The following is a 26,275-nucleotide window of genomic DNA, read 5'->3' on the forward strand; positions in this document are numbered from 1 at the left end:
GTGTGATGAAGGGCATTCAGCGGATGGATGCAGCTCACAGGTGCGCTTGAGTCCACTGGCGAACTTCCGCGTATGGATACGCTTCCAGCGCGGCATACCCAGGGATCTTCCGCGCCTTCAATCGGGTGAACAGCGGCACACTGATCCCGCACAGGAAGCGGGTGAGGCGCTCGGCAGACGGCACGCTGCCGCTGTGCTGCTCATGCTTGTGGATAAAATCGCCACACAACGCCCCGAAGCTTTTATCCACAAGCGCCGGCAGCGCAGGCGGCTCCGGCAGGCGAGCGACCTGCCCATGGCACACCGAACAATGACCACACAGGTGTGGCGCACTGTCGTCGCCGAAATACTGCGCCAAGCGATGACCCAGGCAACGGTCGGTGGCGAACAATTCGAGCATGGCGTGGATCCGCTCGATTTCACCGTGTTCGTGCCGGGTGAAATAGGCATGCAGCTCGGCACTCAAGGCCTGCACATCCAGATCCGCTTCCAGCACGCTGTACACCTCGGTCATCTGTTTGCTTTCCAGTTCGATCCAGCCCTTCTCCTGGAAATAATCCAGCGCCTTGACCACCCGATTACGCTCAGCGTGGTACTGCCGGTGCATCCCGTCGAAATCCACCGTGGCCCAGCTCCGGGCGCGACTGGAGGTCTGGATGATGGCCGCGACGAAGTCCCTGCGCTCACCTTCGAAGCGCTCCAGCAGCTCCTGGGGCTCGGTCAGGAACTTGAAGCGATACTCCGCGAAATAGGCATAGCGCGGCGCGATCAGCCGGCGCAGCTCCAACTGGACCAGCAACGTCTTGAGCGGCAGTTGCCGGATGTTGCTCTGGTCCGCCAGCGGGCCCAGCAAGAACTCCCATTGCCCATCGGGGGCGGCGGCTTTCAGTTCGTCGAGCACGCAACGAATGCCTGCGAGCTCCGGCGTATCGCCATACACAAAGTTCTCCAGCACGTTGAGGCTGTCGCGATTGGCCAGTACCAGGCAATCCGATGGCTGTCCGTCGCGTCCGGCCCGGCCGATTTCCTGGCTGTAGTTCTCGATGGACTTGGGCAGGTCGAAATGCACGACGTTGCGGATATCGCTCTTGTCGATGCCCATGCCGAAAGCGATGGTGGCGACGATGCAATTGGATTGCCCGCCCATGAATCGCCGCTGGATGGCTTCCCGTTGCTCATGGGGCAAACCGGCGTGATAGGCCTCGGCCTCGATACCGTGCCGGCCCAGGTGCTCGGCGATCTGCTCGGCGGTTCGCTGCAAGGTGACGTAGACGATGCTCGGCTGCCCGGCACGCTCGCTCAACCACTGCACCAGCCGTGCGCGCTTGTCGGCACCCGGCACGGGCTCGACCAACAGATTGAGGTTCGGTCGGTAGAAGCCGGTCGTCACCACATCGGCGGCGGCAATGGCGAATTTCGCCTGCATGTCGGCGATGACCTTGGGCGTGGCGGTGGCCGTCAGCAGCAATACCTGGGGAATATTGAACTGGTGCTGGTAATCGGGAAGCTTGAGGTAGTCAGGTCGGAAGTTATGCCCCCATTCCGAAATACAGTGGGCCTCGTCCACCACCAGCAACGAAATCGGCACCTGCTGCAGGAAATTGCGAAAGCGCTCGTTCTTCAGGCGCTCCACGGAGATCATCAGGATCTTCAACTCGCCCGAACGGGCCCGCGCCATGGCGTCGTTGGCTTCGTCACGGCTCTGTGCCGAATCGATACTGGCCGCCGCGATGCCGTGGCGCTTGAGGAACGTCAACTGGTCTTGCATCAATGCCAGCAGTGGCGAAACCACCAGGGTCAGGTGCGGCAGGAGCAGGGCCGGCAATTGATAACACAGGGACTTGCCCGAGCCGGTGGGGAAGATGGCCGCCGCCGACCGACCGGCCAGTACGGCGCCGATGGCCGCCTCCTGACCGGGACGAAACTGTGGATAACCGAAAACCTGTTCCAGGGTGCTGTGCATGCGCGGTCGCTCCTTTGACTGCTGCGAGCCCCAAAGACTAGCGGGACAACGCAGCGCGTCGAGAAAAGGTCGGGGGTAAAAACGATACTGGATGATACAGCGTCGAGCGCCTTTGCCTTGCCACGAGCAGATACAAATCCGGGCAATTTGATGTCTCGTCCCGACTTCGCCAGCACGGTAAGGTGCGCCGAAAACTCCTGCTGTACGTCAAGGCCAGGAAGCCTGACGCTCGATTTCAATTCTTCAAGGAACGAACCATGCCACACCCATTTTCCGCTCTACGCGCGCTGACGATCACGTCGGCCTCATTGCTCGCCGGTTGCTTGACCGTCCCCGAGCCACCCGGCGTGGATCCTGCCCGGTTCGAAACCCCGGAGTATCACGCTCAACAAGGCTTGGCTGTCGTCAAGGCATCAGCGCTCTACGCTCGTGGCGGGACTGGCCAGGATGTTGTCGTGGCGTTGATCGACTCGGGGCTCAACGCCAGCCTCGAGGAGTTCGAGGGCAGACTGGGTGATCCTGGATTCGACCATGTCGAAGACCGTCCCGGCACCGTTGACCGCATCGGTCATGGCACGCAGATGGCCGGTATTCTTGCCGCCAACAAGGACGACCGGGGCATGCACGGCATCGCGTTCAATGCGCGGTTGATCCCCTTTCGCTTTGGCGACGACAACGAGCCGTTTTTCTTCGACAGCGAAATCGCCCGGTCCTGGCAAAGTGGTTTTGACAAGGGTGCCCGGCTGTTCAACAACTCGTGGGCCAATGCCATTCCCGCCACCGAGATCAATGAGGCACGCTACAACCAGGTGATGCCCGACTCCCTGGCCGTCGCTCGAAAACTGGTCGCGGACGGCGCCGTGTTGGTCTTCCCCACCGGTAACGAACTCAAGCGCGAGCCCCTGGCCGAGCCAGGACTGCCGGTCGCATTGCCAGAACTGGAAAAAGGCTGGATCGCAGTGGTGGCGTTGAAGAACGACGGCAGCGCCATCAATGGCAAATCCAACTATTGCGGCGTCGCAGCCGCCTGGTGCATCGCCGTTCCCGGCGGCGACGCCGGTGCACAGGCCGGCCTGCTCACCGTTGGCAAGGACGGCCGCTACGTGCAGACCGCTGGCACATCTCCCGCCGCCGCGTTGGTCAGTGGCGCACTGGCGGCGCTACAAAGCCTTCACCCGCAACTCAGCCCGCAGCAGATACGCGAACATCTGCTGGCGACAGCCAACCGCACAGGTATCTATGCCAACAGCGACGCCTATGGCAGAGGATTGATGGACCTTGAGGCCGCCGCACTACGCATGCCTGAACAGATGGCTGACTGAACCCAAACCCTTATCGCTCGCGAGCCTGGCAGCAATCGACTTGCGATACCCATGAACATTTTGCACCTGCCCCACCAACGGCAGGACGCCCGCGGTTCGCAGCTTGAAAAAGGAAATGACCATGACGCACAAACTGAATCTACCTACCGTCCTGATGCTGTCCCTACTGCTGGGCGGATGCATGAAATTCCCTGACGACCCGCCAATCCTCGCGATGGTCAAAACCACAACCGCGACGCCTGCGATTTCTTGATTGCAGCGTCCTTCTTTTTCCAACGGGCAACGATTTCCCCCTAAACTTTCCACCGGTACAGACGCACCTCTTCTATTCTGGACATTTCATCATGCACCTTGCGCCAGACTTCCCCGATGACCATGCCATGCGCCAACTCATGGAACTGCTCCACGAAGAAATCGGCCTGCCTGAACGCAAGACGATTCGCCTGGGCACTGCGATCAATCTCGACTTGGGTTGCGATGGCGCGGACGCCCGACACCTGATGGAAGCACTGGAGGAGCGGTTCGCCATCGAGCTCATCGACTACGACGCCTACCGCTATTTTCAGCCGGAAGGGTTCGATGTGTTTCAAAAGCGCAGGGCCAAGGGACGGGGGAACAAGCTGCCACTGACCATCGGCATGCTTTACAAGGCGATCAAGGCACAGCGATGGGATACGCGGGAAGTGGAAGAGGCCTAGCTGATCGGCGCGCCTCAAATAGCCGTCCACAAAAAACCGCCCATGAAGGGCGGTTTTTTTCATTCACCAACCAAGTCTTACAACTGCGGACCTGCAGCCTTGATCGCGTCGCTCACGTCGAACTTCTTGAAGTTCTCGATGAACAGACCGGCCAATGCCTTGGCCGCTTCGTCGTAGGCGGCTTTGTCGGCCCAGGTGTTGCGCGGGTTCAACAGGCCGGTCTCGACGCCTGGCACAGCCAGCGGCACGTCCAGGTTGATGATGTCCAGGTGTTCGGTTTCAGCACCGATCAGCGCGCCGCTCTGGATCGCCGCGATCACCGCACGGGTGGTCGGGATATTGAAGCGCTTGCCGACGCCGTAGCCGCCACCGGTCCAGCCGGTGTTGACCAGGTAGACCTTGGAGCCAAAACCACGGATGCGCTTGATCAGCAGCTCAGCGTACTCACCGGCCGGACGCGGGAAGAACGGGGCGCCGAAGCACGTGGAGAAGGTCGACTTGATGCCACTGCCCGAACCCATTTCGGTCGAGCCCACCAGTGCGGTGTAGCCGGACAGGAAGTGGTAGGCGGCTTGTTCTTCGCTGAGGATCGACACCGGCGGCAGTACGCCGGTCAGGTCGCAGGTCAGGAAGATCACGGCGTTTGGCTCGCCACCAAGGTTTTTCGGTGCGCGTTTTTCGATCAGCTCACGGGGGTACGCAGCGCGGCTGTTCTGGGTCAGGCTGTCGTCGGCGTAGTCGGCTTTCTTGGTGACCGGGTCCAGGACGACGTTTTCCAGTACGGCGCCGTGCTGGATGGCTTTCCAGATCACCGGCTCGTTCTTCTCGGACAGGTCGATGCACTTGGCGTAGCAGCCGCCTTCGATGTTGAAGACCACGCCCACGCCCCAGCCGTGTTCGTCGTCACCGATCAGGTAACGGCTTTCGTCGGCGGACAGGGTGGTCTTGCCGGTGCCCGACAGGCCGAAGAACAGAGTCACATCGCCCTCTTCGCCCATGTTCGCGGCGCAGTGCATCGGCAGCACGTCAACGGCTGGCAGCAGGAAGTTCTGCACGGAGAACAGGGCTTTTTTCATTTCACCGGCGTAGCGCATGCCGGCGATCAGCACTTTCTTGGCCGCGAAATTGATGATCACGGTACCGTCGGAGTTGGTGCCGTCGCGCTCAGGCTCGCAGACGAAGTTCGGCGCGTTGAGGATCTGCCACTCGTCCTTGCCGCCGGCGTTGTATTGCTCGGGGTTGATGAACAGGCAACGGCCGAACAGGTTGTGCCACGCCGTCTCGGTGGTCATCTTGACCGGCAGGTAGTGCGCAGGATCGGAGCCTACATGCACATGGGAGACAAAACGCTCGCGCTCGCCCAGGTAGGCTTCAACGCGGTTCCACAGGGCATCGAACTTGTCGGCCGGGAACTTGCGGTTGATCGGGCCCCAGGCGATGGCGTCCTGGGTGGTTGGCTCTTCCACGATGAAACGGTCGACTGGCGAGCGACCGGTACGATGACCGGTACGGACAACCAGCGCGCCAGTATCGGCAAGCTCGCCTTCACCGCGATTCAGGGCTTCTTTGACCAGATCATCGACACTCAGATCGGTGTACACGGCGTTATTGGCTTGCGTCATGAGATTCCCCGTCGGCCCGTGGCCGAGTGCTCCAAACGTTTTGTAGTAGGAAGTCGCGCACTACTACCCGAAAAAAGTGGGCCGGATTATGCCAGAAAAGCCCAAAAAAAGTAGGGCCCTCCCGTCAGTACGGCGTAAATCCGGCGTTTGCCAGGAGATTTACCTGCGCTGAACCGTTTTAGTGTCGAGTATCTGACGGTGTGTCGACACCCGCACCGGCGAACAATTGAGCGATGTCCGCCGCGTCGAACAGGTAGCGCTCGTTGCAGAACTGGCAGTCGATCTCGATGGCGCCGCCATGCTCGATCACCAGTTGCTGCGCATCTTCCAGACCCAGACTGACCAGCGCATTGCCGGAACGTTCACGAGAGCAACTGCATTGGAAGCGCAACGGCTGGCCGTCGAACAAGCGTACCTGCTCCTCGTGGTAGAGGCGATGCAGCACGGTTTCGTTGTCCAGGCTCAGCAGCTCATCGGCGCTCAGGGTGCTGGCCAGAGCGGTGATGTGCTGCCAACTGGCGTCGCGCTCCTCCGGGTCGCGAAGGCGATCGGCAGGCAGTTGTTGCAGCAGCAGACCGCGCGCGCGCCGCCCGTCGGCGTAGAGCCAGAACCGTGTATTGGTCTGCTGGGACATGACGAAGTAGTTGGTGAAGCACTCGGCCAGGGTCGCGCCGTCGAGATCGACGATGCCCTGGTAGCGCTTGCCATGGGTGGGGTCCACCGTCAGGGCCAGCACGCCGTCGGGCATCATGTCGGCCAGGGTCGCGTCGGGCGCGATCTGCTCGGCGTGATAGCGGGCCAGGCCACGGATCTCGCGCTCGCTGGAGCACTCGATCATCAGCAGCGGGACCGGCCCCTCGGAACGCGCCTGGAGAATCAGCAAGCCATCGAACTTCAAGGTGCCCACTAGCAACGCCGCAGCCGCCATCAGCTCGCCGAGCAGTTGTGCGACCGGCTCCGGATAGGGGTGCTTGGCGAGGACTTCGGCGTAGCTACGCTCCAACGCCACCAGCTCGCCACGGGCGTCGCTGTCATCGAAGATGAAACGTTGGGTGTAGTCGGTATCCGGTAAATCAGTCATAGGATCTGGTATCTGCGGTGATGACAAATGATGGCGGGCATTTTATGGGCATTCAGGGTGGGTTCCAAGCAAGGCTTGGGTTTGCCTGACGGGAAGATCCGCATGACTTAACCCCATGGACAGATCCCACTGGAACCTGTGGCGAGGGGATTTATCCCCGCTGGCTGTGCAGCAGCCCTTTTAACGTGCACCCTCGCACCTGTGCGCCATATGTTTGGTTGGGGCTGCTACGCAGCCCAGCGGGGATAAATCCCCTCGCCACAATCGCCTGACTGACAGGCAGCCAGGCCTGCGCGCCTACTCGCTGTTGCTGCCGTGAAACTTGAACAGGTCCCGGCGCTGCTTCTTGCTCGGCTTGCCATCGGTGCTGACCCCCAGGGCACCGGCCTTGCGTTGCGCGGCGGCGGCTTCGCGCCTGGCGATGCTGGCTTCGGTTTCGCGGTACAACGCCTGCGCTTCAGGTGCGCCGCGACGCACGATCGACAGGGCCTCGACCACCACGGTCTTTTCATCGAACCCGGTGCGGATGACAAACTCATCGCCGATGCGGGGCTCCTTGCCCGGCTTGCAGCGCTCTCCCCGGTGATGGACCTTGCCGCTTTCGATGGCGGTCTTGGCCAGGGCCCGCGTCTTGTAGAAGCGCGCCGCCCACAACCATTTATCGAGACGGACCTTGTCGTCTTCTTCCTTTTTTTGTGCCACTGCAATTCCTCTTTCTGCCATTAGCCGGAACTGTACTACCGTTTTTGTCGAGCGCACGAATCAGGCCCGACGGATAGAATGCCCGCCAAACCGACGCCACACCCATCGCTTCGGCCGGAATCGGTTACAAGCACACACAAGTGCGTAGATAACTGTCGCCATTTTGTGATTATTCTGCGTGAATACCGCGATTCGCGGAGTCCACGATCCGATGTACTGATCGCAGGTTTTTTTTATTGAAGACTTTTGACCATTTGACCGTTGTCGGTCTGCGCGAGTGGGTGGCGCTCCCGGATCTGGGAGTCGTGGGCCTGCGGGCAAAAATCGACACCGGGGCCAGCACCTCCAGCCTGCATGCCACCGACATCGAGCCATTCGAGCGCGATGGCGAAAAGTGGGTGCGCTTCACGGCGCACCTTGGCACGGTGGTGCAGTTGCGCCATCGCCGCTGCGAAGCCCCGCTGGTGGCACGCAAGACCATAAAGAGTTCCAACGGCCACGCTCAGGTCCGCTACGTGATCAGCACCACGTTGGCACTGGGTGACCGGGTCTGGCGGGTCGAGTTCACCCTCGCCTGCCGAAAATCCATGCGATATCGCCTGTTACTGGGTTCCAAAGCCTTGATCGACGGCCAATTGGTAGTCAATCCGGGCACCAAATATGTTCAAGAAAAGCCGGCATTCCCGGTGTCCACTACCTCTGCCACAGGTGTTGCATGAAGATCGCTGTGCTGTCGCGTAATCCGCGTCTGTATTCCACTCGTCGCCTGGTTGAAGCCGGGACCGAACGTGGCCATGAAATGGTGGTGATCGATACCCTGCGCGCCTACATGAACATCGCCAGCCACAAGCCGCAGATCCACTACCGCGGCAAGCCGCTGGAAGGGTTCGACGCGGTGATCCCGCGCATCGGCGCATCGGTGACGTTCTATGGCTGCGCGGTGTTGCGCCAGTTCGAAATGATGGGGGTGTTTCCCCTCAACGAGTCGGTGGCCATCGCCCGTTCCCGGGACAAGCTGCGCTCGCTGCAATTGCTGTCGCGGCGCGGGATCGGCTTGCCGGTCACCGGTTTTGCCCACTCGCCCGACGACATTCCCGACCTGATCGCGATGGTCAACGGCGCACCGCTGGTGATCAAGGTGCTGGAAGGCACCCAGGGCATCGGCGTGGTCCTGTGTGAAACCGCGACGGCGGCGGAGTCGGTGATCGAGGCATTCATGGGCCTGAAGCAGAACATCATGGTCCAGGAATACATCAAGGAAGCCGGTGGCGCCGACATTCGCTGCTTCGTGGTCGGCGACAAAGTGATTGCCTCGATGAAACGCCAGGCCAAGCCCGGTGAGTTCCGCTCCAACCTGCATCGCGGTGGTAGCGCCAGCCTGATCAAAATCACCCCGGAAGAGCGCATGACCGCCCTGCGGGCCGCAAAAGTCATGGGCTTGGCCGTGGCGGGCGTGGACATCCTGCGCTCCAACCACGGGCCACTGGTGATGGAGGTCAACTCCTCGCCGGGCCTGGAAGGCATCGAGACCACCACCAGCAAGAACGTGGCGGGGATCATCATCGAGCATCTGGAAAAGAATGGCGGGCCGAACATGACCCGAACTAAAGGAAAAGGCTAAGTCAACATAAAACCCTGTGGGAGCGAGCTTGCTCGCGAAAGCGGTACATCAGTGCCGAATCGGTTGACTGACACACCGTCATCGCGAGCAAGCTCGCTCCCACAGGTTCCTGCAATCAGATCGATTACACCGCATCCCGGGGCAGCATCAACCCCAACGGCAATCGCACCCGAGCCTCCAGCCCGCCACCGGCGCGGTTGCGCAACTCGACATTGCCGCCGTGCATCGAGGCGATACGCTTGACGATGGCCAGGCCCAGCCCCGTGCCTTTCCCACCCCGGGCGCGATCGCCCCGGGTGAAGGGGTTGAAAATGGCTTCCAGCTCCGAGGGATCGATGCCGGCGCCACGGTCCATGACGCTCAGTACCACGTAAGGCGCGCTGGTGTCGCCGGAAACATAGGCCGCCACTTCGACGCCGGCGCCGGCATGGTTCAGGGCATTGCCGATCAGGTTGTTCAACAAACGCTTCATCGACACCCGGCGCAACGGGAACGGCTGAATCGGCTCCAGGCGCAGGTGCACTTTCTCGTCGTTCTGGTTATAGGGCGCGACCACTTCCCGCACCAACTCGCTGAGGTCCACCTCTTCCACGGACTCATCACGACCGTCGCGTATGAACGCCAGGAACTGGTCGAGAATCGCGTCCATGTCCTCGATGTCGCGGACCATCTCGTCGGTCAGGTCGGTGTGCTCGCCCATCAACTCCAGCGACAACCGCAGCCGGGTCAAGGGCGTGCGCAGGTCGTGGGAGACGCCCGCCAGCATCAGCTCGCGTTCGCGCCCGGCCTGTTCCACATCCTCGGCCATCTGGTTGAAGGCGCGGTAGACCTCGGTCATCTCGCTGGGCGTATCGCTGATGGGCAGCCGCACGCTGCGCCCCTGGCCCAGTTGGCGGGCGGCGTAGACCAGGCGTTTCAACGGTTGGTTGAGCTGGCTGACGAAGATCCACGCCGATGCCGTCGACAGCAGGCCGATGGCCAGGAACCAGCCGAGCACGTTCCAGATTTTCTGGCCGCGCAACGGATGCGGGTACAACGGCACTTTCAGCCAGCCATCCCCCAGGCTTGGAGCCCGTACCCAAAGCGCCGGCGGCGAATGCATGCGCAAGCGCACCTCGGTATCGGCGCCCAGTTCGGCTTGCATCTGGCGCTGATAGATCTCGCTGTAGGGCCAATGCTGCTCGCCCTCCGGCACGCCGGCACCGACGACACGGATCAGCGTCGCCGCCTCGGCAATCTTCGCCCGGTTGGTTTCGTCCGCCGCCCAATAGGCCCGCAGGGTCAAGGCAACGCCGTGGCTGTACTGTCGGTCCACGAGCACGTCTTCGTTCATCAGCAGGTACACCAACGTCAGTGCCTTGGAAAAGAGCACGACGATCAGCACCAGCCAGAGGGTGCGGGAGAAGAAACTCTGGGGGAACCAAACGGGGGTTTTCATGAATAACCGCTACACACTTGCAGGAGCGAGCGATGCTCGCACAATGGCAGACCGCGAGTCGCCTGGAAGAAGACATTTCAACCGGCCAGGCCACCCGCTCCTACAAATCGCCGATCACTTGCTGGCGGCGCCATCCGGCACGAACACGTAACCCACGCCCCAGACGGTCTGGATATACCGCGGCTTGGAAGGATCAGGCTCGATCATCCGGCGCAGGCGGGAAATCTGCACGTCGATGGAGCGCTCCAGCGCATCCCATTCACGACCACGGGCCAGGTTCATCAGCTTGTCGCGGGTCAGCGGCTGGCGGGCGTTCATCACCAGGGCCTTGAGCACGGCGAACTCACCGGTGGTGAGCATGTGGACCTCATCGCCGCGCTTGAGCTCACGGGTGGCCAGGGACAGTTCGTAGTCGCCGAAGGTCACGCTTTCATCTTCGCTGCCCGGCGCACCCGGCACCGGCGCCGACTGGCGGCGCAGCACCGCCTTGACGCGGGCCATCAACTCGTCGGGGTTGAACGGCTTGGCCAGGTAATCGTCGGCGCCCAGTTCCAGGCCCTTGATACGGCTCAACTCGTCACCCTTGGCGGTGAGCATGATGATCGGGATCTGGTTGTTGGCGCCGCGCAGGCGGCGGCAGGCGGTCAGGCCGTCTTCACCGGGCAGCATCAGGTCGAGTACGACCAGGTTGAATACTTCACGGGCCAGCAACCGATCCATTTGCTCGGTGTTCGGGACGGTGCGGGCGCGGTAGCCCTTGCTGACGAAAAAGCGTTCCAGCAGGCTGCTCAGCCCTGGATCGTCGTCAACAATAAGAATTTTTTCGCCTTCAGCAGTTTGTGCAGTGCTGCTCATAGGAAGCTCCTTTGATCTCGGCGCGCATTATGGCCTAGCTGCCGTTATACGCACCGTGTGCATTGTTAGCAGATTTTTCCTCTATCTCCACAAATCCGGGTATCGAGCCTACAGACCATGTCCCCCCCTCAGGACGGAACGCTGGTTATAATGCGCGGCCTTTTGTGCCAGGGAATGTCGGATCGTGATCCCGGCGTGCCATTTTTTTAGCCTTGGCAAGGCAACTTTTTGAATTTCGCGGGTCGACAGGCAGCCTTTTGACCCAGGCAGCGGCGCAGGCCAGGCCGCTCAACCAGTCTCGCCGAGCCCGGTTTCAGTGGTGGCGAGCCTGATTTCACAATTTGTCAGGTGGTTTTATGGACAGCATCAACAGCCGCATCGCCGAGGAACTCGGTGTACGCCCACAGCAGGTCGAGGCGGCCGTCGCGCTACTCGATGAAGGTTCCACGGTACCGTTCATCGCCCGTTACCGGAAAGAAGTGACCGGCAGCCTCGATGACACCCAATTGCGGCATCTGGAAGAGCGCCTGCGCTACCTGCGCGAACTCGACGAACGGCGCATCAGCATCCTGGCCAGTATCCAGGAGCAGGGCAAGCTGACCCCGCAACTCGAGCGCGACATCAAGCTGGCCGACACCAAGACTCGTCTCGAAGACTTGTACCTGCCCTACAAGCAAAAACGCCGCACCAAGGGCCAGATCGCCCTGGAAGCCGGCCTCGGCGAGCTGGCCGACGGCCTGTTCAACGACCCGACCCTGGCCCCGGAAACCGAAGCCGCGCGCTTCGTCGATGCCGAAAAAGGCGTGGCGGACGTGAAAGCGGCGCTGGAGGGTGCCAAGTACATCCTCATGGAGCGTTTCGCCGAAGACGCCAACCTGTTGGAAAAACTGCGCAACTTCCTCAAACAGGAAGCCATCCTCAGCGCCCGGGTGATCGCCGGCAAGGAAGAGGAAGGCGCGAAGTTCCGCGATTACTTCGAACACGACGAACCGCTCAAGAGCATGCCGTCCCACCGCGCGCTGGCGATTTTCCGGGGTCGCAACGAAGGCATCCTCAGCTCCGCCTTGAAGGTCGGTGAAGAGTTGCCGGGCACCATGCACCCGTGCGAAGGCATGATCGGCCAGCAGTTCGGCATCCAGAACCAGAACCGCGCCGCCGACAAATGGCTGGCCGAAGTGGTGCGCTGGACCTGGAAGGTCAAGCTCTACACCCACCTGGAAACCGATCTGCTGGGCGAGTTGCGCGACAACGCCGAGACCGAGGCGATCAACGTGTTCGCCCACAACCTGCACGACCTGCTGCTGGCCGCACCGGCCGGCCCCCGCGCCACCCTGGGCCTGGACCCGGGCCTGCGCACCGGTTGCAAGGTCGCGGTGGTGGACTCCACCGGCAAGCTGCTGGATCACGCCACGGTCTACCCGCACGTGCCGCACAACAAATGGGACCAGACCCTCGCGGTGCTCGCCGCCCTGTGCGCCAAGCATTCGGTGGACCTGATCGCCATCGGCAACGGCACCGCCAGCCGCGAGACCGACAAACTGGCCGCCGAGCTGATCAAGAAATACCCAGCCATGAAAATGACCAAGGTCATGGTCTCCGAGGCCGGCGCTTCGGTTTACTCGGCATCGGAACTGGCTTCCAAGGAATTCCCCGACCTGGATGTGTCGATCCGTGGTGCGGTGTCCATCGCCCGTCGCCTGCAGGATCCACTGGCGGAGCTGGTGAAGATCGACCCCAAATCCATCGGTGTCGGCCAGTACCAGCACGACGTTTCCCAACTGAAACTGGCCCGTGGCCTGGACGCGGTGGTGGAAGATTGCGTGAATGCCGTGGGCGTGGACGTGAACACCGCTTCGGTGGCGCTGCTGGCGCGGATCTCCGGCCTGAACGCCACGCTGGCGCAAAACATCGTCACCCACCGTGACGAACATGGCGCGTTCAAGACCCGCGCCGCGTTGAAGAAAGTCCCACGCCTGGGCGAAAAAACCTTCGAACAGGCCGCCGGCTTCCTGCGGGTCATGAACGGCGACAACCCGCTGGATTCGTCGGCCGTCCACCCCGAAGCCTACCCGCTGGTGCAACGCATTGCCGCCCAGACTGACCGCGACATTCGTTCGCTGATCGGTGATGCCGCGTTCCTCAAGCGCCTGGACCCGAAGAAATTCACCGACGAAACCTTCGGCCTGCCCACCGTCACCGACATCCTCCAGGAACTGGAAAAACCGGGCCGCGACCCGCGTCCCGAGTTCAAGACCGCCGAGTTCCAGGACGGTGTCGAGGACCTCAAGGACCTGCAACCGGGCATGATCCTCGAAGGCGTGGTGACCAACGTCACCAACTTCGGTGCTTTCGTCGACATCGGCGTGCACCAGGACGGCCTGGTGCACATTTCGGCGTTGTCCGAGAAGTTCATCAAGGACCCGCGCGAAGCGGTGAAGGCTGGCGATGTGGTGAAAGTGAAGGTCATGGAAGTCGACATCCCGCGCAAACGTGTCGGCCTGTCGATGCGCATGAGCGACACGCCCGGCGAGAAAGTCGATGGTGCCCGTGGTGCTCGCCCTGGCTCGACGCCGCGTCAGTCGCAGAACACCGCGCCGCGCAAGGAAACCGCCACCGCGGCCCCGGCGAACAACGCCATGGCTTCGCTGTTCGCCAACGCCAAGCAGTTGAAGAAGCGCTGATGGACGTGCCGGCCGGGTTGGTGGAAAGCGCCTTCTTCAAGCTGCTCGGCTGCCGCTTGCAAAGCCTGGGGGACGGGGTGGCGCAAGTCGCCCTGGGCCTTGAGCCGCCGTTGCGCAACCGCGGCGGCAAGCTGCACGGCGGCGCACTGTTCAGCCTGGTGGACATCGCCATGGGCCTGGCCTGCTCCAGTGTCCATGGCTTTGACCAGCAGAGCGCGACCATCGAATGCAAGATCAACTACATTCGCGCCGTGTCCGACGGCGAAGTGCTGTGCACCGCCCGGGTCATCCACCCGGGGCGGCGCACGCTGGTGGTCGAGGCCGAGGTGATGCAAGGCGACAAACTGGTCGCAAAAGCGCAAGGCACGTTCGCTGTCCTATAGCTCCCTGTCATCGATTTGAGTTAATTTCGACGCCATGAATGCAGTGTCGGGCTTTCCTGTGGGAGCGAGCTTGCTCGCGATAACGGAGGGTCAGTCCAGATCAACGTTGCTGATCCACCGCCATCGCGAGCAAGCTCGCTCCCACAGTGGGGTTGCGGTGGCTAGCTTTTGGCACGAAAACCAGGCGAAAACGCCAGTTTTAACTTCACCCTTGTAGACCGTCTTGCCCACCCCCATATTGGGGCGACCGACGCGTGAAGGAATTCAACTTGAGCGACCTTTTAAACCGCCGCCTGGCCCTGCTCGGCGAGCGCGCCAACCTCTCCCTGCTCGAACAGTGCCTGCACGGCATCGAGCGTGAATGCCTGCGTGTCACGGACGATGGGCGCCTGGCGCAGACTCCGCACCCCAAGGCCCTCGGTTCGGCGCTGACCAACGAACAGATCACTACCGACTATTCCGAGTCGCTGCTGGAGTTCATCACGCCGGCCCTGGCCAACCCGGCCGATACCTTGCGCAGCCTCGACAAGATCCACCGGTTTGCCTACAGCAAACTGGATGACGAGTACTTGTGGAGCCCGTCGATGCCGTGCCCACTGCCGGCCGAAGAAGACATTCCGATCGCCTACTACGGCACCTCGAATATCGGCCAGCTCAAGTACGTCTATCGCAAGGGCCTGGCCCTGCGCTACGGCAAGACCATGCAATGCATCGCCGGGATCCACTACAACTTTTCCCTGCCGGAAAAGCTCTGGCCGCTGTTGCGCCAGGACGAAGCCGCCGAGGTGAGCGACCGGGACTTCCAATCGTCGGCCTACATCGCGCTGATCCGTAATTTCCGCCGCTACAGCTGGTTGCTGATGTACCTGTTCGGGGCCTCGCCGGCCCTGGACGTCGGTTTCCTGCGGGGCCGCCCGCACCAGTTGGAACAACTGGATCCGGACACCTTGTACCTGCCCTACGCCACCAGCCTGCGCATGAGCGACCTGGGTTACCAGAGCAACGCCCAGGCCGGCCTCACGCCCTGCTACAACAACCTGGCGAGCTACACCGACAGCCTGCGCAAAGCGGTGGCGACGCCCTACGCGCCGTACGTCGAAGTCGGCACTCACCAGAACGGCGAGTGGGTGCAGCTCAATACCAACATCTTGCAGATCGAAAACGAGTACTACTCCAACATCCGTCCCAAGCGCGTGACCTACACCGGCGAGCGACCGATCCAGGCCTTGATGGCCCGGGGGATCCAGTACGTCGAAGTGCGCTGCCTGGACATCAACCCGTTCCTGCCGATGGGTATCGACCTCACCGAGGCGCGGTTCCTCGATGCGTTCCTGCTGTATTGCGGCCTCAATGACAGCCCGCAGTTGGAGAACAACGAATGCGGCAACGCCACGAGCAACTTCCTGACCGTGGTCAAGGAAGGTCGCAAGCCAGGCCTGCAATTGCAGCGCCAGGGTCAAGCGGTGGACATGCAGGCCTGGGCCGTGGAACTGCTGGAAAAAATCGCCCCGCTGGCCTCGCTGCTCGACCAGAGCCAGGGTGGCGATGCCCATCGCCAGGCACTGGACGCGCAATTGGCGAAAGTCCGCGATCCGTCCCTGACGCCTTCCGCCCAGGTGCTGGCCGCGATGGCCGAACACCAGGAAAGCTTCGCCCAGTTCTCCCTGCGCCAAAGCAAGGCCCACGCCGAATTCTTCCGCGCCGAGCCGTTGCCTGCCCAGGAGCAAGCGACATTCGAAGCGACCGCACGCGAGTCGCTGGTCCAGCAAGCCGAGCTGGAGCAGAACGAGGTGGGGGATTTCGATGTGTTCGTGGGTTCCTACCAGGCGAGCATCCTGGCGATCAGTAACTGACCAGCCCTCTTTGGCGGGGATACTCTTGTGGCGAGGGAGCTTGCTCCCGCTGGACTGCGCTGTAGGAGCTGCCGAAGGCTGCGATCTTTTGATCTTTCGCTTGAGACTCAAGCACCAGCGGAAAGATCGCAGCCTCGCTTCGCTCGACAGCTCCTACAGCCGAGCGGGAGCAAGCTCCCTCGTCACGGAGGCCTTAGTCGTTTCCGGATGTTCTTTCGCAAATAAGCTAATTCTAAAAAGTTATTTATTTTTGAATTCTTAGATCAATTAGTCTCCTCGAACGCCGAACGTCCGGTGGCCTGTTGAGGAGATTGTCCATGTCTTTGCGTTTCCCCCTTCGCCTTCTCGCGGCCGCCTCCCTGGCAGCAACGAGTCTTTTTGCCCAGGCAGCCGACCTGACCGTCGCCTACCAGACCACCGTCGACCCGGCCAAGGTCGCCCAGGCCGACGGCGCCTATGAAAAAGCCACCCAAGCCAAGATCGACTGGCGCAAGTTCGACAACGGTGCCGACGTCATCACCGCCATCGCCTCGGGCGATGTGCAGATCGGCTACCTCGGCTCCAGCCCGCTGACCGCCGCCATCACCCGCAAGGTCCCGGTGGAAACCTTCCTCATCGCCACTCAGATCGGCGCCGCCGAGGCCTTGGTGGTTCGTGACGGCTCCGGCATCAATTCCCCGCAAGACCTGATCGGCAAGAAAATCGCCGTGCCGTTCGTGTCCACCGGTCACTACAGCCTGCTCGCCGCGTTGAAACACTGGAACATCGACCCGTCGAAAGTCACCATCCTCAACCTGGCGCCACCGGCCATCATCGCCGCCTGGAAGCGTGGCGACATCGACGCCACCTACGTCTGGGACCCGGCCCTGGGTGTGGCCAAGGAAAACGGCAAGGTGCTGATCACCTCCGCGGAGCTGGCCAAGTTCGGCGCACCGACGTTCGACGCCTGGATCGTGCGCAAGGACTTCGCCCAGAAGCATCCTGAAATCGTCACCGCCTTCGCCAAAGTGACCCTGGACGCCTACGCCCACTACCGCAAGGACCCACAGGCCTGGCTGGCCGATGCGTCCAACGTCGACAAACTGGTGAAACTCTCCGGTGCCAAGGCCAGTGATATCCCGCTGCTGTTGCAAGGCAACGTCTTCCCCCTGGCGGCCGATCAGGTCGTAAGCCTCGGCGCTCCGACCACCCAAGCCATCACCGACACCGCCGCCTTCCTCAAGGAGCAAGGCAAGGTCGAAGCCGTGCTGCCGGACTACGCGCCTTTTGTCAGCGCCAAATACATCACCCAGTGATCGAATACTAAAAGGAGTCACGGCGATGGCCTTGCTACAGCTGGAGCGCATCAGCGCACAGTACCCCGGCGCGGCGGAACCCGTGCTGGCGGACATTTCACTGACCCTGGGGCCCCAGCAGTTGCTGGTCGCCCTCGGCCCGTCCGGCAGTGGCAAGACATCGCTGTTGAACCTGATCGCCGGGTTCGTCGAGCCCAGCGCCGGGCAGATCACCCTCGACGGCACGCCGGTGAAGGGCCCGAGCGCCGAACGCGGCGTGGTGTTCCAGGACGATGCGCTGCTGCCATGGCAGGACGTACTGGCAAACGTCGGGTTCGGCCTGGAACTGGCCGGCATTCCCAAGGAAAAACGCGAGGCTCGCGCCCGGGAAATGCTTGCCCTGGTGGACCTGGCCGGTTTCGAGCGACGCCGCGTCTGGCAGCTTTCCGGCGGCCAGAAACAACGCGTCGGCCTGGCCCGGGCGTTGGCGGCCGACCCGCGTGTGCTGTTGATGGATGAGCCATTCGGTGCGCTGGACGCCTTCACCCGCGAGCAGATGCAGGAACTGTTGCTGCAGGTCTGGCAGCGCACCGCCAAGCCGGTGTTCCTGATCACCCATGACATTGAAGAGGCCGTCTTCCTCGCCACGGACTTGATTCTGCTGGCACCGAACCCGGGGCAGATCGTCGAGCGCCTGAGCCTGGATTTCGGCCAGCGCTACGGAGCCGGGGAGTTGGCACGCTCGATCAAGTCCGACCCACGCTTCATCGAAACCCGCGAGCATGTGCTCGCCAAAGTGTTTTCCCAACGCAGCGCCACTCGCCCCCAGGAGCGCGCATGAGCAGCTACGAAATTCCAGCCGTGGTCCGTGACGCGACGACCCGGCCTACGGCCAGCGGTTTGAGACCCCACCTGAGTACACGTTGGATCAGTGGCTTGACCCTGATCGCGCTGCTGGCAGCCTGGTGGGCCGTCACCGCCAGCGGCCTGATCGAACCACTGTTCCTGCCGCCGCCGTCGGCCGTGCTGCAAAAAGGCTGGCTGCTGGCGACCCACGGCTACATGGACTCCACCCTCTGGCAACACTTGGCCGCCAGCCTTGAACGCATCGGCCTGGGCCTGTTGTTCGCGGTGCTGACGGCGGTGCCGGTGGGCATCGCCATCGGCGCCAACCGCATCGCGCGCGGCGTGCTCGATCCGTTGATCGAGTTCTACCGGCCGATTCCACCGTTGGCGTACCTGCCATTGATCGTGATCTGGTGCGGCATCGGCGAGTTGTCGAAGGTGCTGCTGATCTACCTGGCGATCTTCGCCCCGATTGCCATTGCCACCGCCACCGGCGTGCGCACCGTCGACCGGGCCAAGCTGCGCGCGGCGCAATCGTTGGGCGCCACGCGGGCACAGTTGATTCGCCATGTGATCGTGCCCAGTGCCCTGCCGGACATTCTCACCGGTATCCGCATCGGCCTGGGCGTGGGCTGGTCGACACTGGTGGCCGCCGAACTGATCGCCGCCACCAGCGGGCTGGGATTCATGGTGCAGTCAGCGGCGCAGTTCCTGGTCACCGATGTGGTGGTGCTGGGAATCCTGGTGATCGCGCTGATTGCCTTCGCCATGGAAATGGGCCTGCGCGCCCTGCAACGCAAACTGGTGCCGTGGCACGGCCAGATCCATTGACACCCAATGACCACGCCGACCATTCGGCGCCCAGACCGAGAACACTGCGATGAACCGCCCGACCATTACGCCCTTGAGCACCGCCCTCGGCGCGCAGATCGAAGGAATCGATATCCGCCAGCCGCTGAGCCAGGCCGACCGCGACACCCTCGAGCAGGCGCTGCTCGAACACCAGGTGCTGTTTTTCCGCGACCAGCCGATCGAACCGCCCCAGCAGGCGCGTTTCGCCGCGTATTTTGGCGACCTGCACATTCATCCGATCTACCCCAACGTACCGGAACAGCCTGAAGTACTGGTGCTCGACACCGCCGTCACCGATGTGCGCGACAACGCCGTGTGGCACACCGACGTGACCTTTCTGCCAACGCCAGCCCTCGGCGCGGTGCTCAGCGCCAAGCTGTTGCCGGCGGTGGGTGGCGACACGTTGTGGGCCAGTGGCATCGCCGCCTACGAAGCCTTGTCGACACCGTTGAAACGCTTGCTGGAAGGCCTGACGGCGACTCACGACTTTACCCGGTCCTTTCCCTTGGAGCGGTTTGGCAACACCGCCGAAGACTTGGCCCGCTGGGAAGAGGCACGGCGGAAAAACCCGCCGCTGTCCCATCCGGTGATCCGCACCCATCCGGTGAGCGGGCGTCGCTCACTGTTCGTCAACGAAGGCTTCACGACACGGATCAACGAGCTGTCGGAAAACGAAAGCGAGGCGATCCTGAAACTGCTGTTCGCCCACGCCACCCGCCCGGAGTTCACCCTGCGCTGGCGCTGGCAGGTCAACGACGTGGCGTTCTGGGATAACCGTGTGACCCAGCATTTCGCCGTGGACGACTACCGCCCGGCCCGGCGGGTGATGCACCGGGCGACGGTGTTGGGGGATGTGCCGTTTTTTCGCTGAACAGCGATGGAATCGCCTTTGTGGCGAGGGGATTTATCCCCGCTGGGTTGCGACGCAGCCCTAAAACCTGCACGCACGATCTGAAAGGCAGGCCGTGCTGAGCTGTTCCTGGGGCTGCTTCGCAGCCAGCGGGGATAAATCCCCTCGCCACAGGGGGTTTGGGTTACTCCGCCGACGAAGGCTTTTCCCAAAGATTGATCCCGCCTTCCTGGGCAAATCGGTCGATCTCGGCCAGTTCTTCAGCGCTGAAGTTCAGGTTCTGCAAGGCTCCGACGTTCTCGATGATCTGCTCCGGCCGGCTGGCGCCGATCAGGGCGGAGGTGACCCGGGGATCGCGCAAGGTCCAGGCCAGGGCCATTTGCGCCAGGCTCTGGCCACGACGTTGGGCGATCTCATTGAGGGCGCGTACGTGGGCGAGGTTCTCCTGCGACAAGTGCGAAGCCTGCAACGAGCCGCCCCCCGGACGATTCACCCGCGCATCGGCCGGAACGCCCTTGAGGTACTTGTCGGTCAGCAGGCCTTGGGCCAACGGGGTGAAGGCAATCACGCCGGTACCCAATTCGTCAGTGGCGTCCAGCAGGTCTTTTTCCACCCAGCGGTTGAGCAGGTTGTAGGCCGGCTGATGGATCAGCAGCGGGACTTTCCACTCTTTGAGCAGCGCCGCCATTTCCCGGGTCTTCACCCCGGAATACGAGGAAATGCCGATGTACAGCGCCTTGCCCTGCTGCACTGCAGTGGCCAGTGCACTGGCGGTTTCTTCCAGGGGCGTATCGGGGTCGAAGCGGTGGGAATAGAAGATATCCACATAGTCCAGCCCCAGGCGTTGCAGGCTCTGGTCGAGGCTGGCCAACACGTATTTGCGCGAGCCACCGCCCTGGCCGTAAGGTCCCGGCCACATGTCCCAACCGGCCTTGCTGGAGATGATCAGCTCATCGCGGTACTGCTGGAAATCTTCGCGCAGCAACCGGCCGAAATTGATCTCGGCGCTGCCATAGGGCGGGCCGTAGTTGTTGGCCAGGTCGAAGTGGTTGATACCCAGGTCGAACGCCGTGCGCAGCAAGGCACGCTGGGTATCGATGGGCGTACTGTCGCCGAAGTTGTGCCACAACCCCAGCGACAGCGCCGGCAGCACCAACCCGCTGCGACCGACGCGGCGGTAAGGAATGGACTCGTAGCGGTTTTGCGCAGCGGTGTAGGTCATCGAAAAGGCTCTCTGTTCGGACGGCGGGTGACAGACGCTAACATTTCACAGACGCCTCGGTCAGGCTGAAAGTTCGCGCAAGGCCGCCGCTGCCAGAAAACCCGAACGCGAGCTATAACGCTGGTCCCGTCGCACGGTTTGGTCGATGCGCTCAAGCAATTGCTCGGGCAACGTGGCGTTGAACCGCACTGACTTTCCGAAATAGGGCGTGACATCAAACTCGACCACCCCCCATATCCCCCCGGCGTATTGTGGATCGTCGAGATGATCGTCGATTTCATGGATCTGCGGCAGCGGTTCGCCGTCGGCTATCAAGCCTTCATAGTGCAACGAGAGCGCCTCTTTCACATTTTCGAATGCCTGGCTCACAGTACTGCCTGCGGAGAAACAACCCGGTACATCCGGGACCGTCACTCCGTAGTCGGAATCGGCATCCTTGTGCAGAACGACCGGAAATTTCATGTGGACGAATCCTTCCTTCAGATCCGGCAACCGCAGCAACCGGTCTGATAACAATGCATCCCCATCGGGGATTTCGTAATCGGTCATGGGCTTCATTTCAGGCCCGCCTGTTTCAATATGCTATTGATCGTGCCTCTGGGCAGATCGGTGTCAGGGTGCTTGATCGTCACCCTCCCAGCCTTGATGGAATGTTTGTACTGATGATGGCTACCCTTGACTGCCACCAGATACCAACCGTCCTCTTCGATCTTCCTGATCATTTCCCGACTTCGCATCACCTTTGCCTTATTCGACAACTCTGCCGGAAAACTCTAGCTGCGAATAAGCCCCCTGATACACACAATACACACCCAGAAAAATATTAGTTCAACTCTCCAACCCATGCACCGCCATCACCACTCGGTCATCGCGCCTGCGCAAACACCTCGGTCACCCAATCCACGAACACGCGAACCCGTGGCGACATGTGTCGGTTGTGGGGATAGAGCACCGACACCGGCATGGAGGGCGGCGGGTAGGCGGTGAGGACTTCCTGGATCATTCCCTGCCGGATCGGTTCTTCCATTCGGTAATGCGGGCATTGGATCAGGCCCAGGCCGGCGATGGCCGAGGCGGCGTAGATCTCGGCGCCGGACACCGACAACGAGCCCCCGATCGGCACCTCCTTGAGTTCGCCATCGACCATGAACTCGAACGGATAGAGTTTGGCGGTGGTCCGCGAGACGTAATTCACCGCCCGGTGATGTTTCAAGTCATCGAGGCTCTTCGGCTCGCCGTACTGGCGCAAATAACCGGGGCTGGCACAGGTGATCTGCCGAAGATTGGCGACACGCCGGCCAATCAATGACGAGTCCGCCAGCGTGCCGGAACGCAGCACGCAATCGACGCCCTCGGCAATCAGGTCGACGAAACGATCCGCCTCGCTGATGAACAGTTCTATTTCGGGGTAGCGCGCCATGAATTGCGGCAACGCCGGAATCACGAAGTACCGGGCCTGGGTACCATGCAGGTCCACCCTCAACTTGCCTTTGGGCGCCACACCGCGGAACGCCAGTTCGGCCTCTTCAAGCTCCGCCAGCAATTGCACGCAGCGTGGGTAGTAGGCTTCGCCGTCGAGGGTCGGGCGCACCTTGCGGGTGCTACGCTCCAGCAGACGAATGCCCAGCCAGGCTTCGAATTGATTGAGCGTATGGGTGAGCGTGGCCCGGGGCATATTCAAGTCTTCAGCGGCCAGGGTAAAGCTGCTGCGCTCGTATATGCGGACAAATACCCTCATCGCCTTGACTTGGTCCATCGGAATCCCGTGCACTGATTGTTGGAAAATATTGAACAGTCAAGGCAACTCTCGGGCATTTATCGCCAAGAGTAAACATGTGAATCTGGCTTCAACGAATCACGACACTTCAACCTCAAAGGAACCTCACATGACTGTTCAGAATTCGAAAGTTGCCATCGTGACCGGCGCCTCCCGCGGTATCGGAGCAGAGATTGCCAAGCAATTGGCCAGCGAAGGTTTTGCCGTCGTCATCAATTACGCCAACAGCGCCACCGAAGCCTCGAAACTGGTGGTTCAGCTGCGCCAGGCCGGCCACCAAGCCATAGCGATCAAGGCGGACGTGTCCTCTTCCGCCGATGTTCGGCGACTGTTCGACGAAACCGAAGCCCAACTGGGCAAGGTCGATGTGTTGATCAACAACGCCGGCATTCTTCAGGTAATGCCCCTGGCGCAACACAGCGACGAGCTGTTCGAGCAGACGTTCGCCATCAACACCCGTGGCACCTTCAACACCCTGCGCGAAGCCGCGACCCGCCTGAACGACGGTGGCCGGATCGTGAATTTTTCCAGCAGCACCGTAGGGCTGAACCTGCCCGGCTACTCGGTATACATCGCCAGCAAGGCGGCAGTGGAATCCCTGACCCAGGTGTTCGCCAAGGAACTGCGCGGGCGTCAGATCACGGTCAATGCCGTGGCCCCCGGCCCGGTCGCCACCGAACTGTTCATGCACGGCAAGAGCGAAGAACAGGTGCAGCACTACGCCAAGATGCCGCCCTTGGAACGCCTCGGCCAGCCGCAGGACATTGCCAGCATCATCGCGTTCCTGGTGAGCCCGACCGCTGGCTGGGTGAATGGGCAGGTCCTGCGGGCCAATGGCGGGCTTGTCTGAAGCTTAGCCCGGCGGCGTCCGCCAAATCCCTATCGCGAGCAGGCTCGCTCCCACAAGCGAATCGGCAGCCCTCCAAGAAGGACTCACTGCCCCTGTGGGAGCGAGCTTGCTCGCGATGAGGCCGGTAAAGATGGAAAACCTACGGCCTCGCTCAGCGCACCAAATGCAGGAACTGCAAGTGCCGCTCGTACTGGTCGAGGATGTCGTTGATGATTTGCTCCTTGGTGTAGCCCACCAGGTCGTAATCCTGGCTGCCTTCGCTCAAGTGCACCTCGGCACGGTAGTAGCGCCGGTTGTTGAGCTGCTTCGAGCCCATGCCGCCGCGGGCGAAGGACGGCGTGAAGTAGCCACGCATCTGCACCTGGTAAATGAACGGATGCTGCTCGCCGTGACCGATCTCCAGGCTGACGCTGTCGTTGGCCGGGTCGGGCTGGGTCACCACCGTCAGCCCCTTCTCGACGAACACCGCGGTCACTTCTTCAATGGCCGGGCGCACCGTGCTGTCGAGGAAACGGTACACCTCGTCACGGGACGGAAAATGCACCGCCTGGCTCAAGCGCTGACGCCAGCCACCCGTGCCCCGGCGCGATCCCGATACCGGCGCCAGGGAATGCAATTGTGCGATCTGTTTCTGGGACTCCAGGTAAAACGCCTTGTGCAGACCCCACATCATCAACAGCAGAATCAATGAGAACGGCAAGGACGTCAGCACCACCGCCGACTTCAAGGCATCGATGCTGCCGGAGAACAACAACGCACTGGTCACCAGGGCCGTCATCGCACCCCAGAACACCCGCAGCCATTTCGGCCCATCCTCATCTGGATTGCCGCCCTTGGCTGACAGCGTCGAAAGCACCACGGTGCCCGAGTCGGCGGACGTGACGAAGAACACGAAGCTGATGAACACGGTGACCGCGATGACGGTCTTGCTCCAGGGGTAGGTTTCCAGCAGCAGGTAAAGGCTCATCGACGGGTTGTCCAGGGCGGACATGCCCAGGGCGCTCATGCCGTGGTTCAGCACCTGGTCGATGGCGCTGTTGCCGAAGATCGACATCCACGCCAGGGTGAAGCCCAGGGGAATCAGCAGCACGCCGAACACGAACTCACGAATGGTCCGACCACGGGAAATCCGCGCGATGAACAGCCCCACGAACGGCGACCAGGCGATCCACCAGGCCCAGTAGAACACCGTCCAGCCGCCCAGCCATTCGCTGGGCTCGTTGTAGGCGTACAGGTCGAAACTCTTCATCGGCAGGGCACCGAGGTAATCGCCGATGTTCTGGATCAAGGTATTGAGCAAATGCTGGGTGGGCCCGGCGAACAGCACGAACAGCAGCAACGCACAGGCCAGCAGCATGTTGATGTCGGACATGACCCGCACACCCTTGTCGACACCGGCCACCGCGACGATGATCGCCGCGCCCATCATCAGCACGATCAGGCCGACCTGGATCCACTGGGTGTGGGCGATGCCGAACAGGTAGTCGAGCCCGGAATTGAGGTGCAGCACACCAAAACCCATGTCCGCGCCGAGGCCGAACACGGTCGCGATGATGCCGAAGCCGTCCACCGCATAGCCGATGGGGCCGTTGATGCGCTTGCCGATCAGCGGGTACAGCGCCGAACGCAAGGCCAGCGGCAGATTGTGCCGGTAGGCGAAATACGCCAGGGCCATGCCGACGAACGCAAAGACACCCCAGCCGTGCAGGCCCCAGTGCAAGAACAGAATCTGCATGGCCTGGCGCGCTGCCTCGGCGGTACCGGCCTCACCCTGGGGCGGCTGCACCAAATGGGTCAGCGGTTCGGAGACGCAGAAGAAAAACAGCGTGATGCTGATGCCGGCGGCAAACAGCATGCCGGCCCAGGACAGATAGCTGAATTCGGGCTCGTCGTGGTCGGCACCGAGCTTGATCTTGCCGTAGCCGGACAAGGCGGTGACCACCACGAAGACCAGATACAGCGTCATCGCGAGCATGTAGTACCAGCCGACCGTATTGGCCGCCCAGTTCTGCGCGGCCAGCAACCAGGCGCCGGCCTGGGCAGGCATGGCAATCACCACCAGGCCGAACAGCAGGATAAAGGTCGCGGCGAAGTAAAACACCGGCGGGTTCATGCGGACCAGGCCGCTGGGTGGCAGGGACGAAGCACTCATGGACGAGGGCCCCCGGGCAGCGAAACAGCGAGGGTCGAAAACGGACTCGGCAAAAGCAAGCCTCCTTATTGTGAGCGGGCAGCAAACCGACGGTTTAACTTGAATGAACGTTCAAGTTAAACATGAATAGGCAGCTAAGGACTAATCGCAGGGCTCAACGGCATGCTTCCTACGCTAGCCTACGGGAGGGTATGACGTTGCCTGGTGAACATTCGTTCAGTGACTAAGCCATA

24 protein-coding genes are annotated in these 26,275 nt (G+C 61.8%); 13 read left to right on the plus strand and 11 right to left on the minus strand.

The annotated features are described in order from the left end of the window. Positions 1-34: 34 nt before the first annotated feature. Positions 35-1,963: a RecQ family ATP-dependent DNA helicase gene (locus tag BLQ55_RS08060; RefSeq protein WP_092253282.1), complete on the minus strand. Its 1,929-nt coding sequence runs from the start codon at positions 1,961-1,963 to the stop codon at positions 35-37. Between the two features lie 257 nt (positions 1,964-2,220). Between BLQ55_RS08060 and BLQ55_RS08065 the strand changes: the two genes are divergently transcribed. The 3 genes from BLQ55_RS08065 (at position 2,221) to BLQ55_RS08070 (ending at position 3,983) form a co-directional block, all read left to right on the plus strand. Further along, positions 2,221-3,285: a S8 family peptidase gene (locus BLQ55_RS08065; RefSeq protein WP_092253284.1), complete on the plus strand. Its 1,065-nt coding sequence runs from the start codon at positions 2,221-2,223 to the stop codon at positions 3,283-3,285. Between the two features lie 121 nt (positions 3,286-3,406). Further along, the gene (locus tag BLQ55_RS32440) at positions 3,407-3,538 is read left to right on the plus strand and encodes a hypothetical protein (protein WP_256326549.1); all 132 of its coding nucleotides are present in this window, start codon (positions 3,407-3,409) and stop codon (positions 3,536-3,538) included. A 91-nt stretch (positions 3,539-3,629) separates the two neighbouring features. Next, positions 3,630-3,983: a DUF1493 family protein gene (locus tag BLQ55_RS08070; RefSeq protein WP_060739667.1), complete on the plus strand. Its 354-nt coding sequence runs from the start codon at positions 3,630-3,632 to the stop codon at positions 3,981-3,983. A 77-nt stretch (positions 3,984-4,060) separates the two neighbouring features. Here the strand turns inward: BLQ55_RS08070 and BLQ55_RS08075 are convergent, their stop codons facing one another. From BLQ55_RS08075 to BLQ55_RS08090, 3 genes are all read right to left on the minus strand, one after another. Then, a complete protein-coding gene (locus BLQ55_RS08075; protein WP_092253286.1) occupies positions 4,061-5,605 on the minus strand; it encodes a phosphoenolpyruvate carboxykinase in 1,545 nt (514 codons plus the stop codon). Between the two features lie 178 nt (positions 5,606-5,783). Continuing rightward, positions 5,784-6,686, minus strand: a complete 903-nt coding sequence (hslO, locus tag BLQ55_RS08085) for an Hsp33 family molecular chaperone HslO (protein ID WP_092201266.1) — start codon at positions 6,684-6,686, stop codon at positions 5,784-5,786. Between the two features lie 297 nt (positions 6,687-6,983). Further along, complete coding sequence (locus BLQ55_RS08090) at positions 6,984-7,388, minus strand: RNA-binding S4 domain-containing protein (RefSeq protein ID WP_092201268.1); 405 nt, start codon at positions 7,386-7,388, stop codon at positions 6,984-6,986. A gap of 254 nt (positions 7,389-7,642) precedes the next feature. Here BLQ55_RS08090 and BLQ55_RS08095 point away from each other — a divergent pair, with 254 nt between their 5' ends. Together BLQ55_RS08095 and rimK are read left to right on the plus strand one after the other, a co-directional pair. Next, positions 7,643-8,107 carry a retropepsin-like aspartic endopeptidase RimB gene (locus tag BLQ55_RS08095; protein WP_170847591.1) on the plus strand — a complete coding sequence of 155 codons (465 nt, stop codon included), beginning with the start codon at positions 7,643-7,645 and terminating at the stop codon, positions 8,105-8,107. Continuing rightward, positions 8,104-9,009, plus strand: a complete 906-nt coding sequence (gene rimK / locus BLQ55_RS08100) for a 30S ribosomal protein S6--L-glutamate ligase (RefSeq protein WP_003196697.1) — start codon at positions 8,104-8,106, stop codon at positions 9,007-9,009. Before BLQ55_RS08095 ends, rimK begins: the two co-directional genes overlap by 4 nt. Positions 9,010-9,133: 124 nt before the next feature. Here rimK and BLQ55_RS08105 read toward each other — a convergent pair whose 3' ends face one another. Together BLQ55_RS08105 and ompR are read right to left on the minus strand one after the other, a co-directional pair. Further along, entirely contained in the window at positions 9,134-10,447 is a 1,314-nt protein-coding gene (locus tag BLQ55_RS08105; protein ID WP_060739672.1) for an ATP-binding protein, read from the minus strand. Between the two features lie 114 nt (positions 10,448-10,561). Beyond that, the gene (gene ompR, locus BLQ55_RS08110) at positions 10,562-11,302 is read right to left on the minus strand and encodes an osmolarity response regulator transcription factor OmpR (protein ID WP_003196691.1); all 741 of its coding nucleotides are present in this window, start codon (positions 11,300-11,302) and stop codon (positions 10,562-10,564) included. Between the two features lie 356 nt (positions 11,303-11,658). Here ompR and BLQ55_RS08115 point away from each other — a divergent pair, with 356 nt between their 5' ends. The 7 genes from BLQ55_RS08115 (at position 11,659) to tauD (ending at position 20,062) form a co-directional block, all read left to right on the plus strand. Continuing rightward, complete coding sequence (locus BLQ55_RS08115) at positions 11,659-13,983, plus strand: Tex family protein (protein ID WP_072409192.1); 2,325 nt, start codon at positions 11,659-11,661, stop codon at positions 13,981-13,983. After that, positions 13,983-14,366: a PaaI family thioesterase gene (locus BLQ55_RS08120; protein ID WP_060739674.1), complete on the plus strand. Its 384-nt coding sequence runs from the start codon at positions 13,983-13,985 to the stop codon at positions 14,364-14,366. The genes BLQ55_RS08115 and BLQ55_RS08120 overlap by 1 nt, the downstream gene beginning before the upstream one ends. Positions 14,367-14,635: 269 nt before the next feature. Then, positions 14,636-16,219 carry a glutamate--cysteine ligase gene (gene gshA / locus BLQ55_RS08125; protein WP_092253288.1) on the plus strand — a complete coding sequence of 528 codons (1,584 nt, stop codon included), beginning with the start codon at positions 14,636-14,638 and terminating at the stop codon, positions 16,217-16,219. Between the two features lie 317 nt (positions 16,220-16,536). Next, positions 16,537-17,514 carry a taurine ABC transporter substrate-binding protein gene (gene tauA, locus BLQ55_RS08130; RefSeq protein WP_092201274.1) on the plus strand — a complete coding sequence of 326 codons (978 nt, stop codon included), beginning with the start codon at positions 16,537-16,539 and terminating at the stop codon, positions 17,512-17,514. A 25-nt stretch (positions 17,515-17,539) separates the two neighbouring features. Beyond that, positions 17,540-18,334 carry a taurine ABC transporter ATP-binding subunit gene (gene tauB, locus BLQ55_RS08135; protein ID WP_092253290.1) on the plus strand — a complete coding sequence of 265 codons (795 nt, stop codon included), beginning with the start codon at positions 17,540-17,542 and terminating at the stop codon, positions 18,332-18,334. Next, positions 18,331-19,170 carry a taurine ABC transporter permease TauC gene (gene tauC, locus BLQ55_RS08140; protein ID WP_092253292.1) on the plus strand — a complete coding sequence of 280 codons (840 nt, stop codon included), beginning with the start codon at positions 18,331-18,333 and terminating at the stop codon, positions 19,168-19,170. Before tauB ends, tauC begins: the two co-directional genes overlap by 4 nt. A gap of 49 nt (positions 19,171-19,219) precedes the next feature. Beyond that, on the plus strand, positions 19,220-20,062 hold the full coding sequence (gene tauD, locus BLQ55_RS08145) for a taurine dioxygenase (protein ID WP_092253294.1): 843 nt from the start codon (positions 19,220-19,222) through the stop codon (positions 20,060-20,062). Between the two features lie 163 nt (positions 20,063-20,225). Here the strand turns inward: tauD and mgrA are convergent, their stop codons facing one another. The 4 genes from mgrA to BLQ55_RS08165 form a co-directional block, all read right to left on the minus strand. Then, positions 20,226-21,263, minus strand: coding sequence for an L-glyceraldehyde 3-phosphate reductase (gene mgrA, locus BLQ55_RS08150; protein ID WP_092169235.1), 1,038 nt, complete (start codon positions 21,261-21,263; stop codon positions 20,226-20,228). Positions 21,264-21,323: 60 nt separating this feature from the next. Then, the gene (locus BLQ55_RS08155) at positions 21,324-21,725 is read right to left on the minus strand and encodes a type II toxin-antitoxin system HicB family antitoxin (protein WP_063325186.1); all 402 of its coding nucleotides are present in this window, start codon (positions 21,723-21,725) and stop codon (positions 21,324-21,326) included. A 92-nt stretch (positions 21,726-21,817) separates the two neighbouring features. Next, positions 21,818-22,000: a type II toxin-antitoxin system HicA family toxin gene (locus BLQ55_RS08160; protein WP_092201282.1), complete on the minus strand. Its 183-nt coding sequence runs from the start codon at positions 21,998-22,000 to the stop codon at positions 21,818-21,820. A gap of 128 nt (positions 22,001-22,128) precedes the next feature. Further along, complete coding sequence (locus tag BLQ55_RS08165; protein WP_092253296.1) at positions 22,129-23,019, minus strand: LysR family transcriptional regulator; 891 nt, start codon at positions 23,017-23,019, stop codon at positions 22,129-22,131. A gap of 130 nt (positions 23,020-23,149) precedes the next feature. Between BLQ55_RS08165 and BLQ55_RS08170 the strand changes: the two genes are divergently transcribed. Then, the gene (locus BLQ55_RS08170) at positions 23,150-23,890 is read left to right on the plus strand and encodes an SDR family oxidoreductase (RefSeq protein ID WP_092253298.1); all 741 of its coding nucleotides are present in this window, start codon (positions 23,150-23,152) and stop codon (positions 23,888-23,890) included. A gap of 151 nt (positions 23,891-24,041) precedes the next feature. Here BLQ55_RS08170 and betT read toward each other — a convergent pair whose 3' ends face one another. Continuing rightward, on the minus strand, positions 24,042-26,003 hold the full coding sequence (gene betT, locus BLQ55_RS08175) for a choline transporter BetT (RefSeq protein WP_170847592.1): 1,962 nt from the start codon (positions 26,001-26,003) through the stop codon (positions 24,042-24,044). Positions 26,004-26,275: the final 272 nt, after the last annotated feature.

It is taken from the genome of Pseudomonas sp. NFACC13-1 (genome assembly GCF_900104425.1).
GTDB classification, from domain to species: domain Bacteria; phylum Pseudomonadota; class Gammaproteobacteria; order Pseudomonadales; family Pseudomonadaceae; genus Aquipseudomonas; species Aquipseudomonas fluorescens_AA.

Coding starts and splice junctions, on each gene's coding strand:
- BLQ55_RS08060 (WP_092253282.1), bottom strand. CDS start 1,963: ATGCACAGCACCCTGGAACAGGTTTTCGGTTATCCACAGTTTCGTCCC.
- BLQ55_RS08065 (WP_092253284.1), top strand. CDS start 2,221: ATGCCACACCCATTTTCCGCTCTACGCGCGCTGACGATCACGTCGGCC.
- BLQ55_RS32440 (WP_256326549.1), top strand. CDS start 3,407: ATGACGCACAAACTGAATCTACCTACCGTCCTGATGCTGTCCCTACTG.
- BLQ55_RS08070 (WP_060739667.1), top strand. CDS start 3,630: ATGCACCTTGCGCCAGACTTCCCCGATGACCATGCCATGCGCCAACTC.
- BLQ55_RS08075 (WP_092253286.1), bottom strand. CDS start 5,605: ATGACGCAAGCCAATAACGCCGTGTACACCGATCTGAGTGTCGATGAT.
- hslO (WP_092201266.1), bottom strand. CDS start 6,686: ATGACTGATTTACCGGATACCGACTACACCCAACGTTTCATCTTCGAT.
- rimK (WP_003196697.1), top strand. CDS start 8,104: ATGAAGATCGCTGTGCTGTCGCGTAATCCGCGTCTGTATTCCACTCGT.
- BLQ55_RS08105 (WP_060739672.1), bottom strand. CDS start 10,447: ATGAAAACCCCCGTTTGGTTCCCCCAGAGTTTCTTCTCCCGCACCCTC.
- ompR (WP_003196691.1), bottom strand. CDS start 11,302: ATGAGCAGCACTGCACAAACTGCTGAAGGCGAAAAAATTCTTATTGTT.
- BLQ55_RS08115 (WP_072409192.1), top strand. CDS start 11,659: ATGGACAGCATCAACAGCCGCATCGCCGAGGAACTCGGTGTACGCCCA.
- BLQ55_RS08120 (WP_060739674.1), top strand. CDS start 13,983: ATGGACGTGCCGGCCGGGTTGGTGGAAAGCGCCTTCTTCAAGCTGCTC.
- tauA (WP_092201274.1), top strand. CDS start 16,537: ATGTCTTTGCGTTTCCCCCTTCGCCTTCTCGCGGCCGCCTCCCTGGCA.
- tauB (WP_092253290.1), top strand. CDS start 17,540: ATGGCCTTGCTACAGCTGGAGCGCATCAGCGCACAGTACCCCGGCGCG.
- tauC (WP_092253292.1), top strand. CDS start 18,331: ATGAGCAGCTACGAAATTCCAGCCGTGGTCCGTGACGCGACGACCCGG.
- tauD (WP_092253294.1), top strand. CDS start 19,220: ATGAACCGCCCGACCATTACGCCCTTGAGCACCGCCCTCGGCGCGCAG.
- mgrA (WP_092169235.1), bottom strand. CDS start 21,263: ATGACCTACACCGCTGCGCAAAACCGCTACGAGTCCATTCCTTACCGC.
- BLQ55_RS08155 (WP_063325186.1), bottom strand. CDS start 21,725: ATGAAATTTCCGGTCGTTCTGCACAAGGATGCCGATTCCGACTACGGA.
- BLQ55_RS08160 (WP_092201282.1), bottom strand. CDS start 22,000: ATGCGAAGTCGGGAAATGATCAGGAAGATCGAAGAGGACGGTTGGTAT.
- BLQ55_RS08165 (WP_092253296.1), bottom strand. CDS start 23,019: ATGGACCAAGTCAAGGCGATGAGGGTATTTGTCCGCATATACGAGCGC.
- BLQ55_RS08170 (WP_092253298.1), top strand. CDS start 23,150: ATGACTGTTCAGAATTCGAAAGTTGCCATCGTGACCGGCGCCTCCCGC.
- betT (WP_170847592.1), bottom strand. CDS start 26,003: ATGAACCCGCCGGTGTTTTACTTCGCCGCGACCTTTATCCTGCTGTTC.